Source organism: Methylomonas rosea, assembly GCF_024505055.1.
GTDB lineage: Bacteria > Pseudomonadota > Gammaproteobacteria > Methylococcales > Methylomonadaceae > Methylomonas > Methylomonas rosea.
The window spans coordinates 1-13624 of record NZ_JANIBL010000090.1; the positions used below are offsets into that span (position 1 = coordinate 1).

General features: G+C 50.6%; 14 protein-coding genes, 2 pseudogenes and 1 other annotated feature. Of the genes and pseudogenes, 4 read left to right on the forward strand and 12 right to left on the reverse strand.

Going from position 1 to position 13624, the window contains the following annotated elements; translation table 11 throughout:
- Positions 1 to 8 precede the first annotated feature (8 nt).
- On the reverse strand, positions 9 to 137 hold the full coding sequence (locus NP589_RS20160; protein ID WP_256608576.1) for a hypothetical protein: 129 nt from the start codon (positions 135 to 137) through the stop codon (positions 9 to 11).
- Positions 138 to 723: 586 nt separating this feature from the next.
- Between NP589_RS20160 and NP589_RS20165 the strand changes: the two genes are divergently transcribed.
- Positions 724 to 891: a hypothetical protein gene (locus tag NP589_RS20165; protein WP_256608577.1), complete on the forward strand. Its 168-nt coding sequence runs from the start codon at positions 724 to 726 to the stop codon at positions 889 to 891.
- 117 nt (positions 892 to 1008) lie between these two features.
- Here the strand turns inward: NP589_RS20165 and rimI are convergent, their stop codons facing one another.
- The 9 genes from rimI to NP589_RS20210 all read right to left on the reverse strand — a co-directional run bounded on the left by rimI (position 1009) and on the right by NP589_RS20210 (position 10025).
- On the reverse strand, positions 1009 to 1563 hold the full coding sequence (gene rimI, locus NP589_RS20170; RefSeq protein ID WP_256608578.1) for a ribosomal protein S18-alanine N-acetyltransferase: 555 nt from the start codon (positions 1561 to 1563) through the stop codon (positions 1009 to 1011).
- A 4-nt stretch (positions 1564 to 1567) separates the two neighbouring features.
- Positions 1568 to 2374, reverse strand: a complete 807-nt coding sequence (locus NP589_RS20175; protein ID WP_256608579.1) for a uracil-DNA glycosylase — start codon at positions 2372 to 2374, stop codon at positions 1568 to 1570.
- A gap of 13 nt (positions 2375 to 2387) precedes the next feature.
- On the reverse strand, positions 2388 to 3932 hold the full coding sequence (locus NP589_RS20180) for a 2-isopropylmalate synthase (protein ID WP_256608580.1): 1545 nt from the start codon (positions 3930 to 3932) through the stop codon (positions 2388 to 2390).
- Positions 3933 to 4259: 327 nt separating this feature from the next.
- Positions 4260 to 5060 (reverse strand): CHAD domain-containing protein, encoded by an 801-nt coding sequence (locus NP589_RS20185; protein ID WP_256608581.1) that lies wholly within the window; start codon positions 5058 to 5060, stop codon positions 4260 to 4262.
- A gap of 3 nt (positions 5061 to 5063) precedes the next feature.
- Complete coding sequence (pssA, locus tag NP589_RS20190) at positions 5064 to 5804, reverse strand: CDP-diacylglycerol--serine O-phosphatidyltransferase (RefSeq protein WP_256608582.1); 741 nt, start codon at positions 5802 to 5804, stop codon at positions 5064 to 5066.
- 84 nt (positions 5805 to 5888) lie between these two features.
- Complete coding sequence (locus NP589_RS20195) at positions 5889 to 6683, reverse strand: DUF5020 family protein (RefSeq protein WP_256608583.1); 795 nt, start codon at positions 6681 to 6683, stop codon at positions 5889 to 5891.
- A 65-nt stretch (positions 6684 to 6748) separates the two neighbouring features.
- Positions 6749 to 7765 (reverse strand): ketol-acid reductoisomerase, encoded by a 1017-nt coding sequence (gene ilvC, locus NP589_RS20200; RefSeq protein ID WP_256608584.1) that lies wholly within the window; start codon positions 7763 to 7765, stop codon positions 6749 to 6751.
- 32 nt (positions 7766 to 7797) lie between these two features.
- On the reverse strand, positions 7798 to 8289 hold the full coding sequence (ilvN, locus tag NP589_RS20205) for an acetolactate synthase small subunit (RefSeq protein WP_101051816.1): 492 nt from the start codon (positions 8287 to 8289) through the stop codon (positions 7798 to 7800).
- Positions 8289 to 10025 carry an acetolactate synthase 3 large subunit gene (locus NP589_RS20210; RefSeq protein ID WP_256608585.1) on the reverse strand — a complete coding sequence of 579 codons (1737 nt, stop codon included), beginning with the start codon at positions 10023 to 10025 and terminating at the stop codon, positions 8289 to 8291. Before NP589_RS20210 ends, ilvN begins: the two co-directional genes overlap by 1 nt.
- Before the next feature lie 452 nt (positions 10026 to 10477).
- Here NP589_RS20210 and NP589_RS21865 point away from each other — a divergent pair.
- The 3 genes and pseudogenes from NP589_RS21865 to NP589_RS20230 form a co-directional block, all read left to right on the forward strand.
- A pseudogene (locus tag NP589_RS21865) lies at positions 10478 to 11304 on the forward strand (IS3 family transposase); the annotation flags it as partial.
- Positions 10705 to 10838 (forward strand) — a sequence feature (AL1L pseudoknot). It overlaps the preceding pseudogene by 134 nt.
- Before the next feature lie 55 nt (positions 11305 to 11359).
- Positions 11360 to 11506 (forward strand): annotated as a pseudogene (locus NP589_RS21860) (IS630 family transposase); the annotation flags it as partial.
- Positions 11507 to 11605: 99 nt separating this feature from the next.
- On the forward strand, positions 11606 to 12643 hold the full coding sequence (locus NP589_RS20230; protein ID WP_256608587.1) for an IS630 family transposase: 1038 nt from the start codon (positions 11606 to 11608) through the stop codon (positions 12641 to 12643).
- 58 nt (positions 12644 to 12701) lie between these two features.
- Here NP589_RS20230 and NP589_RS20235 read toward each other — a convergent pair whose 3' ends face one another.
- Together NP589_RS20235 and NP589_RS20240 are read right to left on the reverse strand one after the other, a co-directional pair.
- The gene (locus NP589_RS20235) at positions 12702 to 13001 is read right to left on the reverse strand and encodes a type II toxin-antitoxin system RelE/ParE family toxin (RefSeq protein WP_256608588.1); all 300 of its coding nucleotides are present in this window, start codon (positions 12999 to 13001) and stop codon (positions 12702 to 12704) included.
- Positions 12998 to 13258, reverse strand: a complete 261-nt coding sequence (locus tag NP589_RS20240) for a type II toxin-antitoxin system ParD family antitoxin (RefSeq protein ID WP_256608589.1) — start codon at positions 13256 to 13258, stop codon at positions 12998 to 13000. Before NP589_RS20240 ends, NP589_RS20235 begins: the two co-directional genes overlap by 4 nt.
- Positions 13259 to 13624: the final 366 nt, after the last annotated feature.

The window sequence follows — 13624 nt, forward strand, 5'->3', positions numbered from 1 at the left end:
AAATAGACTTATCGTCTGATCTCAACGTCCCGCCATGCCTCAACGGCAAACTGCGCCAATTCTTTGATTATCCCAATTAAGAACAACGCAAAACCATAAGCAATTCCGGCGAATATCAGCACTGCAAGTATTTTCATAAGACCTCCCAAAAGCTCAAGCCTTGCCGGATTCTGCCACCTTTTTACTAAAACTCAACAGTGTTTTGGTCCCTCGCGTAAACGGTGCGCTTCTAAAAAGTTAAACAAAATCATCCAAAACAAAACCTTGATTCACTTTCTTAAAGTCAATTAAATTTTACAAATGTTTCATTTGAACTGCCAGAGCTTGCTGGTGTCGCTGTGCATGCACAATGGAAATATCTGCTTATTGGCTCGGCTAACGGGCTAACAGATTAACCTTTGATAATGACGCACGCCGTATTGGACAAAGATAAACGATCTTTTCGTTATTGACCAAAAATGTCAGATGACTGTCACTTATGGCAATACTGTGCTGACAAAAAATAGTCATTTCCGGGCAGATCGTTCGAAGAGGCGAACGAAATTCCGTTTTCAGAAAATGGTGTGCTATTTGCTTGGTATCTATTGCCAAATGCTAGCGACATACATTCCGGTACAGCTAGATACTCGTTTGACTGGCGTTTGTAAGCTAACGAATTCAATTGTTTATAATATTTGAACAGGTTTCTGCTTTTATAGATAAACTACACATTAGGGAATTACGATGGTAACTAAATTCGGCAAATCCAACTCGCTTAAAACCCGCAATGCTGGTTTTCAAGCAAACCCAATTTATCTTTACGAAATTGATCTAAGAGTCCAAACCGCAAATTGGCTCAAGCAAGATATTCAACAATTGCAAAATAGATTGAAAAAATCTCCTATAGCATAAGGCCTTGGCAAAGGCCCGATGAACCTCTGGGTTACTGCGTTAATCGGGTCAGTTCCCGTCATCAGGCAAAGCTTGTTGGTGAGTTTTTCAAGCTAATAGTCGGTCGAAAAAATCTGGTCACAGCATAGGTACCAGATCCAATTCAAACATGATCGCGTCCTCGCGACCGTTTTTTGCGGGATAATAATTCTTACGGGTGCCGATTTCGCGAAAGCCGGTTTTTCGGTATAAATTGATTGCGCCAGGATTGCTGGGACGCACCTCAAGGAATATTTTCTCCGCGCGAGGCCGGGCGTATTCGATTAAGTGTTCCAACATTTTTCGGCCGGCTCCCTGGCGTTGAAAGCGAGGGTTGACGCTGATGTTCATAATATGTGCTTCGCCAGCGGCTACATTGATAATGCAATAGCCGACTATGTTGTCGTCTGGTGCCTCGCAAACCCAACTGGTGTAAGTCATGGTGCGGAAACAATCTTTAAATATCCCTTCCGACCAAGGGAATTCGTAATTTAACTCTTCGATCTTCAGAACGCTGACTAAATCGGCATGATCCATTTTACGCATCCGCATTAAGTCTTTGCTATCTACCGAATCGGGAAACACCTTGGCGTAAAATTCGCGGTCCGCATCGTAAATCACAGCATCTTTCAGTTTATGTAACAGCTTCCACATGGTTTTATTTTTCTAGTTTTTGATAAACCGACAATGCAAACTGCAAGTCGCTCCAGGCTTTAGCCTTTTCCAGTAACGAGCGCAATAGGTAAGCCGGGTGGTGAATGACAATCAGCGGAATATCCTGCAATTGGTGCCGAACCCCGCGCAATTTTGCCAACGGTTGTTGGGTGGCGAGTAAGTTTTGTGCGGCAATCCTGCCCACGGCCAAAATTATTTTCGGCTGTATCAATTCGATTTGCTGTTGCAGAAAATGATTGCAAGCGGCGACTTCTTCGGCTTGCGGATCGCGGTTGTTCGGCGGCCGGCACTTCAACATATTGGCTATATAGACTTCTTCCCGCTTTAAACCTATCGCCCGCAACATTTCGGTTAACAACTGACCGGCTTTGCCGACGAACGGTTCGCCTTGTAAATCTTCATTCTGGCCAGGTGCCTCGCCGATCAGCATCCAGCTGGCTTGTTTATTACCGACACCGAATACGGTTTGGGTGCGGGTTTTACACAGCGAGCAGGCTTGGCACAAAGAAACCTCGTGTTGCAGGTCTTTCCAAATCTGATCACTGGCGTGGGAAGATTGCAATGAACCCGAATGTTGCGGCAACCCGGCATTAGTGGTTTCGATGAGAATTGATAGCCCTTGTTTGCTAGGCTTATCTTGTTGGGTTTCACTTGGTTCAACCCATCCTACGTTTTCGACAATATTTTCAGCATGATTGGCTGCTGGCGGAACGACGATAGGTCGATGCCTAGGTACCCAGACATCAATACCCATCGCCTCCAAATATCGCAAGCGGGTCGCGTTATCCATTGCGGCTTAAGAATCAGACATCGCCTTTTTGCGGATGCTGACGCTGGTCGGGTGTCTGCAGTTTGTTAACCGCGTTGATGTAAGCCTTGGCCGAGGCGATAACGATGTCGGTGTCGGCACCCGAGCCGTTGACAATCCGGCCGGCGTTTTCCAGTCTGACAGTCACTTCACCTTGGGCATCTGTGCCGGTGGTGATATTGTTAACCGAGTACAGCGCCAAAGTCGCCCCGGTTTTCACCAGGCTTTCGATGGCTTTCAAACTGGCATCCACCGCCCCGCCACCTTGGCCCGAGCCCGTAACTTCCTTGCCGTCAACCCGTATCGTAACGGTGGCGTTCGGCACTTCGCCGGTTTCTGAGCAGACTTTTAAGGCTACTAATTTAATGTGTTCGTCTTCCGATTCGAAACCTTGCTCGGAAATCAAGGCCTGCAAGTCTTCGTCGAAAATATCGTGTTTTTTGTCGGCCAATTGTTTGAAGCGAAAAAACGCATCGTTCAAATCGGCTTCGCCGGCAAAGTCCACGCCCAGCTCCGCCATCCGGGTTTTGAACGCGTTGCGTCCGGAGTGTTTACCGAGCACCATGCGGTTGGTGGTCCAACCTACATCCTCGGCACGCATAATCTCGTAAGTCTCACGATTTTTCAGCACGCCGTCTTGGTGAATCCCGGATTCATGGGCAAAGGCGTTCGCGCCGACGATGGCTTTGTTGGGCTGCACCGGAAAACCGGTAATAGAAGACACTAGCTTCGAGCAGGTGACAATCTCACGCGCATCCAGGCCGGTATCGCAACCGAAAAAATCCTGCCGGGTGCGCACGGCCATCACCACTTCTTCCAAAGAAGCATTGCCTGCGCGTTCACCCAAACCGTTGACCGTGCATTCCACCTGCCGAGCGCCGTTCATCACCGCCGACAAGGAATTGGCAACCGCCAAGCCTAAATCGTTGTGGCAATGCACGGAGAAAATCGCTTTGTCGGAGTTGGGAATGCGTTTGATCAAATTAGCGATGGTCGCACCGAATTGCTGCGGCATGCTATAACCGACCGTATCCGGAATGTTCAGCGTCGTCGCGCCTGCATCGATCACCGCTTCCAGGATACGACACAAGAAATCTTCTTCCGAGCGGCCGGCGTCTTCCGGGGAGAATTCAACGTTGTCGGTGTACTGACGGGCACGCTTCACCGCCCGAACCGCGTATTCGATAACTTGATCCGGCTGCATATTCAGTTTTTTCTGCATATGGATCGGCGAGGTGGCGATAAACGTATGGATTCTGGAGCTTTTCGCGCCTTTCAAGGCTTCGCCGGCTCTGTCGATGTCTTTATCTAGCGCCCGTGCCAAACCGCAAACTGTGCTGTCTTTGATCGCGTCCGCCACCGCTTGTACTGCTTCGAAATCGCCTTGGCTGGCGGCCGGGAAACCTGCTTCGATGACGTCTACTTTCATGCGCTCCAGAGCTCGGGCGATGCGGACTTTTTCATCGCGGGTCATGGATGCGCCGGGGCTTTGCTCACCATCGCGCAAAGTAGTGTCGAATATAATTAATTTGTCTTTCATGAGAACTCCGTTCATGAAATGTTCGGCGCTAAGGCCGAGAAACAGAAAAGGGTTGTATTGTTTAGATGAGGATAGAGTGCGCCCCTCAGGGCAGCAATCTTAAAGACAGGCCGAACAACCGTCTGCCAATAGCTGGCATTAAAACTAAGATTTTATGAAAAATGATCGTCTGATTGTTCATGGTCGGAAACTATACTTGATTGCCGACTATGGCTCAAGCGTCCGATGTTGTTGCGTTTGATACGGCTTATTCGATTCCGGTTGTTTTGCGTTATCAGAGGCGGATTCAAAAGCGATGTTTTGCGCGTTTCCGGTTTTTTGCCGAAACTACAAAATCTCCGAGCAGCATTCCATAAATGCGTCGATCAATTCTTGTTGTTGCCGCTGATAATATCGCTCTATTTCGGCCGGTATCCGGTGCTGAAAAAATAGCTGCAACGTTTGCAACATTACCACCGAATTTTGAATATCGCCCATACGAGTTAAATAACTTTTCAGCCGGCTTGAGTCCTTTTCAGCCAGGGCGGAATCAATGGATTGCGTTGCCAAAAGGGTGTAGCGCAATTTCTTAACGGCGATGCGTAGATGATGAATGCTGGCAGGAATGGCTGGGTCCACTGCTTCATAACGATTGATCACCACGGCATAAATGTTGTCGATGGAGCTTGGCAATGCTTGTTTGAGATCGATGGTAGCTGTTTGAGCTTTGAAATGTTTGCCGGCTTTTTTCAGCTTGCGCTGCAGCTTGGGTTGATACAAACTGACGATGAACGACTGGTTTTCGAGCAATAGGCGCTGTTCACACCGATGTATGTGCGCTAAAAAAGGCTCCAGCTCGGGAAGGATAGGCAGGGTCTTGGCTGCTTCAAACAGCATAACCTGGGTGTCGCGTAGTTGGTCGAAGCCGTCGAGTTGTTTTTTCAGGGTTTTGCGGATTCTTAGCAGAGTGGCCTGCGGTGCCAGGGCGTGAATTAATTCGATCAGCGCCAATAGGCGCCGGGTACTGACACGTAATTCGTGTACGTTATCTTCGTTGGCGATTTGGCGGCAGGCTTTCAAGCGTTTGCGATATTGGCGCCAGTGTTTTTCCAAGGCATCGAGCAACGGTTTGCCGCCAGTATTTTGCATCAGCTAACTTTTACGGCTTTGCAGCTTACGTTTACGCAAAACCAAGGTGACGATTGGGCCGGATACGGCATAACCGACCGACAGCAGGAACAGCATCCGCTGTGGTTGCGCCAATATGAAACTGATCACCAGCATGGCGATGATGGCAACGATGAACGGTACTTTGTTTTTAAAATCTATTTCCTTGAAGCTGGAATAGCGGAAATTGCTAACCATCAGCAAGCCGGTACTGATGGTGGTCAGCAAGACCAGATATTTGATGTTTTCCACATCGTAACCATTCTCCACGCAGAACCATAAGCCGCCAGCTAGAATGGCCGCAGCCGCCGGGCTGGGCAGGCCTTGAAAATAACGCTTATCGGCCACTTCGACTTGGGTATTGAAGCGCGCCAAGCGTAACGCGCCGCCGGCCATATGTACAAACGCGGCGAACAAGCCCGCCTGGCCCATGGTGGATAGGGTCCACAAATACATGACGATAGCCGGGGCGACGCCGAACGAGACCATGTCGGATAAGCTGTCGTACTGCACACCAAATTCACTTTGCGTATTGGTCAGACGCGCAACCCGACCATCCAGGCCATCCAACACCATCGCGATGAACATGGAAATAGCCGCTGTTTCGAAGCGGCCGTTAATCGCCGACGTGATCGCATAAAATCCTGCAAACATGGCGCCTGTGGTGAACAGATTAGGCAGTAGGTAAATGCCACGATGACGCGTAAGCGGTTGCTTCTTGATCATAATGTGTCTACAAAGGTTGAAAAGTTGGCGGCATTGTACATGCTGAATATGACAGCTGCTTAACTAAATACCGGGCGATTGGCATCAAAATTTCCACAAAAGCAAGGCTTGCGGCACGTTGTCGTGCAGCCCTTTAATGCCGTATTTATTGTGCCAGTATTGATATTCGATACCCAAATATAGATGATTACCGTTGCCCCATAAATCGCCAATATCCAGCCGTAACTGTGGTTGCGCTAAAGCCTGACGTGCCGCGTGGCTGCCTTTCTTGCCGATGAAGTCAGCAAACCCCTCAAAACTCCATTTGCTGCCGGCGATTTCAAACGGCAGTTTCCATACTGGCGTGATTTGCCAGGAGGTGCCGATGTCTGCCGGCTCCGTTACCCGCATCCGTAAGAAATCTACACTGAAATAATCGAAGCCAGGTAGATCGAAATCCAATGTGACACCATACAGCCACGCCCGCGTGCCGCTCTGCGGGATATCCATGTTTTCGCCCAAGTTTATGCCGCCGGTGGCTCCAAAATCTTTGAATATGCCATATGACAGATTCAGTCCGATGATTTTGCTCAGACTGAAGGTGCTGTATGCCTCGCCGTAAAGGTTGGTTTGCGCGGACTGGCCCGATTCGGTAAACAGCGCATCCATAAAGAAAAAATTGCGGCCATAAGTCCAGCCATGGGCGTGGGTAACGGTGATGATGGATTGGCTGACGTCGTGGGGATTGAAAGGTTCGTTGTAATTGCTGCCGTGTAGGTATTGAATTTCGCTGTTGCTCCAGTCAAAAAATTCGGCGAAGCAGGGGGTTGATGCAACTAGTGCCAGGGCTGCGGTTACGATGCCGAGATAAAACTGGTTTAATTGACAATGATCAGGCATTTGACAAAATCCGCGGGCAAAAAAAAGCCCATCATTTAGATGGGCTTTAATCCTAGCCGATAAGCTTAGTTTTTGCTTTTATCGACGATTTGGTTGGCTTTGATCCAAGGCATCATGCCCCGCAGTTTGGCGCCGACCACTTCGATAGGATGCTCGGCATTCAGACGGCGTCTGGCAGTCATTTCAGGGTAGCCGGTTTGGCCTTCCAGAATGAATTGTTTGGCGTATTTGCCTTGTTGAATGTCTTCCAGGGCTTGTTTCATCGCCCAGCGGCTTTCTTCGTTGATCACTTTCGGGCCGGTGACATATTCGCCGTACTCGGCATTGTTGGAGATTGAGTAGTTCATGTTGGCGATGCCGCCTTCGTACATCAAGTCCACGATCAATTTCAGTTCGTGCAAGCACTCGAAGTAAGCCATTTCGGGCGGGTAACCGGCTTCGGTCAGGGTTTCGAAACCGGCTTTAACCAGTTCCACCGCGCCGCCGCACAATACCGCTTGTTCGCCGAACAAGTCGGTTTCGCATTCGTCTCGGAAGGTGGTTTCAATGATGCCGGAACGACCGCCGCCAATGGCTGACGCATAAGACAGACATACCGCTTTGGCCATGCCTGATGCGTCTTGATGAATCGCGATCAAATCAGGAATGCCGCCGCCTTTGACAAACTCGGAACGCACAGTGTGGCCTGGCGCTTTTGGGGCGATCATGATCACGTCCAAATCGGCGCGTGGTACGACTTGGTTGTATAAAATCGCGAAGCCGTGAGCAAACGCCAGAGCGGCGCCTTGTTTGATGTTAGGCTCGATTTCTTCTTTATACAGTTTGGATTGAAATTCGTCCGGGGTCAGGATCATCACTACGTCGGCGCCGGCGATGGCTTCCGGAACGTCTTTTACGGTCAAGCCGCTGGCTTGCGCTTTGGCGACTGACGCTGAACTGGCGCGCAAGCCGACGACGACGTCAACGCCTGAGTCTTTCAGGTTGTTGGCGTGCGCGTGGCCTTGTGAGCCGTAGCCGATGATTGCTACTTTTTTGCTTCTGATAACAGAAAGGTCGGCGTCTTTATCGTAATAAACTTGCATAGGTTTTCTCGTTGCTGGGTAAATAATAAATGTTACAGGTGTAAGCCTTTTTCGCCACGGGAGATGCCGGTCGGACCGGAGCGCACCACTTCGATGATGCTGCCTTCCTCAAAGCCGTGGATAAAGGCGTCCAGTTTGCTGGATTGGCCGGTCATTTCCACCACATAGCTGTTGGCGGTGACGTCGATAATCTTGCCGCGAAAAATGTCGACCATGCGTTTCACTTCTTCGCGGGTATCGTGGCTGGTTTTGATTTTTACCAGCATTAGCTCGCGTTCGATATGGGCCGATTCCGCCAAATCGATCAATTTCACCACGTCGATCAACTTGTTCAACTGCTTGGTGATTTGCTCGATGATCTCGTCGCTACCGCTGGTGACCAGTGTCATCCGTGACAGGCTCGAATCTTCGGTCGGCGCAACGGTCAACGATTCTATGTTGTAACCGCGCGCGGAAAACAAGCCCGCCACCCGTGACAAGGCGCCGGATTCGTTTTCGATCAGGATAGAAATGATGTGTCTCATTATGACAACTCCCTGTCTACCGGGGTGCCGGGCGCGACGCGCAATTTCATGTCGTGATGGCCTTTGCCTGCTTCAATCATGGGGTAAACGTTTTCGGTACGGTCGGTAATGAAATCCAGGAATACGGTTCTGTCTTTCAGGGCAAACGCGTGCTCCAGTGCGCCGCGCACATCTTCCGGTTTCTCGATCAACATGCCGACGTGGCCGTAGGCTTCCGCCAGTTTGACGAAGTCGGGGATGGTATCCATATAAGATTGTGAATAACGGCTCTCATAGGAAAACTCTTGCCACTGCCGCACCATGCCCATATAGCGGTTGTTCAGGTTGATGATCTTCACCGGTGCGTTATATTGCAACGCGGTCGACAGTTCCTGAATACACATCTGAATGCTGGCCTCGCCAGTGATGCAGGCGACATGGGAATCCGGGAACGCCAGTTTCACGCCAATCGCCGCCGGCAAACCAAAGCCCATGGTGCCCAAACCGCCGGAGTTGATCCAGCGCCGTGGTTTATCGAAGTGGTAATACTGGGCCGCGTACATTTGGTGCTGACCCACGTCCGACGTGACATAGGCTTCGCCATGGGTGACCTGATACAGCTGCTCCACCACATATTGCGGCTTAATTACTTTGCTGTTGCGGTCGTATTCCAGGCAATGCACGTCGCGCCAGCTTTGAATCAGCTGCCACCAGGATTCCAGCGCCGATTTAGATGGTTTGAGCTTGCTGTCTTTGATCAGCTCGAGCATTTGTTCCAATACCGGTTTGACTTCGCCGACGATAGGCACGTCAACTTTTACGGTTTTGGAAATCGAGGCCGGATCGACGTCGATATGGATGATCTTCGCATACGGACAAAACTCGGCCAGCTTACCGGTCACCCGGTCGTCAAACCGCGCACCGACCGCCAGAATGACGTCACTCTCGTGCATCGCCATATTGGCTTCGTAAGTACCGTGCATGCCCAGCATGCCGACGAATTGCTTGTCGGTGGCCGGATAGCCGCCCAAGCCCATCAGTGTATTAGTGATCGGATAACCCAATAATTGGGTTAATTCGGTCAATTCTTTATGAGCTTCGCCGAGAATCACACCGCCGCCGGAATAAATCATCGGCCGTTGCGCGGTCAACAACATTTCCACCGCCCGTTTGATCTGGCCTTTATGACCTGTTACTACCGGGTTGTAAGAACGCATGCTGATCTTTTTCGGATACTTGTAGGGCACCTTGATGTTCGGATCGGTCATGTCCTTTGGCACGTCGACCAATACCGGGCCGGGCCGGCCGGTGGTGGCTACGTAAAAGGCTTTTTTCATGGTTTCGGCCAGATCGTTGACGTCCTTGACCAAAAAGTTGTGTTTTACGCAGGGGCGAGTAATGCCGACCGTGTCGACTTCCTGGAACGCGTCGCTGCCTATCACCGGCGACGGCACTTGTCCCGAGATGATCACCATAGGGATCGAATCCATATAGGCTGTGGCAATCCCCGTCACGGCATTGGTCGCGCCCGGCCCCGAGGTCACCAGCACCACGCCGGGTTTACCGGTAGCACGGGCGTAAGCATCCGCCGCGTGGGCCGCCGCTTGCTCGTGTCTGACCAGGATATGTTTCACTTCGTCTTGATGGAAAATGGCATCATAGATGTGCAAGACAGAGCCACCCGGATAGCCAAATACAAATTCGACACCTTCATCTTTAAGACATTGGACAAGAATATGTCCGCCACTGAGTTCCAATTTTACGTCCTCAAAAAACTAATCGATCGGGGAAATGCAGATTTTACAAAAAAGGTTGGATAAGCTACTGTTTTTGGCTCTTTTCGTCAAGGAAAACCAAGGGTTTCACTTGGGTTTTCTTGCCTGTTGATTGGTTTTGCCGCTGTAAGCTCGGTTGAATTTATAAATTGCCGCACCGGGACCGAGGCAATGTTTAACAGTTTACGCCACGACAACGAGTGGCGAGCACATAAAGGATAATTAAGCTGGATTGCTCCACTCTCGAGCTGCTGAAAACAAATCATCCGGCTTGGAGTCTGCATAATTCGACGCATGCGACGTTGATTGCCGGTTTTCTCCACCGGGTGAACCGCCCCGGTTTTCTCGGAGGCTCCTCTCTTTGAGAGAATGGAACCATGAAAAAGAAAACCACCCAGTATTATTCATTGGAAATTTGAGAACGAGCAGTTCGTATGGTGCAAGATCATCAAGACGAATACCCGTCGGAATGGGCCGCGACTCAATCAATTTCGGCCAAGTTTGGCTGCACGGCGGAGACCTTACGCCGTTGGCTTAGACGGTCGCAAACGGCCGGCGTCAAGCCGAAAGAGCCGGTCGACAGCGAATCGGAGCGGATCAAGGCACTGGAGCGCGAAGTCCGCGAGTTACGCCAGGCCAACGAGATTCTGCGTAAGGCGTCGGCGTATTTTGCACAGGCGGAGCTCGACTACCCACAGGGCACAAGCGCCCGTCCAAACAATGAAAGCGTTCATACACGATCATCGCGTCGTCTATGGGGTCGAGCCAATCTGCAAGGTCTTGCCGATTGCCCCATCGACGTATTATCTGCATGCGGGGCGCAAAGCCAATCCCGAGTTACGTTCTACCCGAGCCAAGCAGGATGAAGCCTTGAGCTAACAAATTCGCCGCCTCTGTGAGGAAAACTTCCAAAACTACGGCGCTCGTAAAGTCTGGATTCAGTTGGCAGCGCGAAGGCTTAGCCGTGGCTCGTTGTACAGTGGAACGTCTGATACCCACAGGGCACAAGTGCGAAGCCTGAGGCTGAAAGGCGTCAGACGCGGCAAATCCATCAAGACCACGAGTAGCGATGCTGACGCGGCTTGCCGCTTGGATCGCGTCAATCGGCAGTTCAGCGCCGAGCGGTCGAATGCCTTGTGGGTAGCTGACTTCACCTATGTCAAAACCTGGTAGGGCTTTGTTTACGTGGCCTTCCGATGTGTTTGCCCGCTACATCCTCGGCTGGAAAGTGTCGTCTTCCGCGCAAACGGACTTTGTATTATAGATCCGGCCCCATAAAGATTGAACTTTTGTAGGGTGATGGTCATCCGATTGGCATGGACAAAGAAGACGCAAGAAAACAAACCCTGGAGCAATTGCACGAAAGGCGTAAGCAAGTGGTGCGATTGCATAACAAAGGCCACAAAGTCATGAAGATTGTTGAAATGACGGGATTGACGTACCCGACAGTACGAAGCGCCATCTCGGCTGGAAAGTGTCGTCTTCCGCGCAAACGGACTTTGTATTATAGATCCGGCCCCATAAAGATTGAACTTTTGTAGGGTGATGGTCATCCGATTGGCATGGACAAAGAAGACGCAAGAAAACAAACCCTGGAGCAATTGCACGAAAGGCGTAAGCAAGTGGTGCGATTGCATAACAAAGGCCACAAAGTCATGAAGATTGTTGAAATGACGGGATTGACGTACCCGACAGTACGAAGCGCCATTGATCTGTTCGAACAAGGTGGCTGGCCTGCCATTCGCCCGACGCCGCGAGGGCGGACAAAAGGTGAAGGACGCTTGCTCACGGGCGAGCAAGAGCAGCAGATCCAACGCGCCATCATCGACAAACGCCCGGAGCAGTTGAAAATGGAGTTCTGTTTATGGAGTCGTGCAGCGGTGATGCAACTCATTGAGCAGGAATACGGGATTAAGCTGCCGGTGCGGACGGTGGGTAAATACCTCAAGCGCTGGGGTTTCACGCCGCAAAAGCCGATCAAAAAAGCCTACGAACAACGCCCGGAAGCCGTTAAAGCTTGGTTGGATGAGCACTATCCAGCGATTGCTGCCAAAGCCAAGGCCGAGGGTGGCGAAATCCACTGGGGTGATGAAACGGCACTGACCAACACAGACGTCCGAGGCAGAAGCTATGCGCCATCGGGCCAAACCCCAGTGACCTATGCCCCCGGCGGCAAACGAGAAAAACTGTCCATGATAGCGACCGTCACCAATCAAGGCAAAGCCCGCTGGATGATCATTGATGAAGCCTTCAATGCTGACAAACTAATCGAATTCCTCGAAGCCTTGATCAAAGACGCGGGCAAAAAAGTCTTTCTGATCGTCGACAATCTGCGAGTTCACCATGCCAAGCCGGTCAAAGCCTGGCTGGAAGATCACAACCATCAAATCGAGATGTTCTATCTGCCCAGCTACAGCCCCGAGTTAAACCCAGAAGAACGTTTGAATGCCGATCTGAAACAAGCCATTGGCAAAAAAGTACCGGTCAGAACCAGGGCCAAATTACGCGAGGCCGCCAACGAACATATGACCCAATTGGCACAATCGCCTGAGCGGATAAAAAGCTTTTTCCAAGATCAGCCCGTGAAATATGCGGCTTAAAACTTCATGGGGCCGGATCAATAGTATCAGCGCACGTTATCTCATTTATACCGTATTGCTACTGATCTGCAGTGAACTCACCAGGTATGTCACGGGCGCCGTGGAGTACCCTGATAATGGTTACTTCCTGTTCAGTGGCATTAAAGAAAATCATGTAGTTGCCGTAAGCGCAGGAGCGAAGGTCATCCGCCAACTCAGGACGGAGACGGTAGCCTGGCGGATTTTCAGCGATGGTTTTGCACTGAGCAAATAACTCTCGGACAAAGCTGATTGCGCGCCGGGGATTATCTTGGGCAATGTAATCACCGATCACTTCGATGTCGCGTTCAGCCAGTGGCGTGACAATCAGCTTGCTCACTGGCTGTCGGCTTGTCGCTGGTACTTTGCTTCTAAGCGTGCGAAAACGCTATCGGCTGGGATGCTGGGGCCACTGGCCTTGCCTGCGGCGATTTCCGCTTTCAGCACTTCCAGTTGTAACGTCTGCCGTTGCTGTTGTTCCTCCATTAATCGCAAGGCAGCACGCACTACTTCACTGGTATTGTTGTAGCGACCGCTGCTAATCTGTTCACGGATGAAGGTTTCAAAATGGGGGCTTAGTGCGACGCTGGTTGGCATGATGATCTCTGCTAACAATTATTAAATGTTATTTGACTCGGCTTTAATATAGCTGTCAACTGTCTGGGGAGCTCTGCAAATCGGGATCAGGGCAAATTTACTTCTGAGCGGAACAGGGAATATTCCCCGTTCCAAACGTTTCAACTCAATTTTATGTAAATGCAAACGCTACGTGCTGGTTGAATAATCCGCCCGGCTAGCTATTTTCCTCGCGCGGCGGTTTCAGACATTGATAACTAAATGGCCGTAGTGCCGCACGCCGGGCTCTATTGGCTGGTTAAGTTCGTAAATCTCCTGTAGTCCAGTTGGCAATGGATACCAGCATCGAAAGCCAAAAAGCAGATTGTCTCTGTGGGCTCTGGTTTT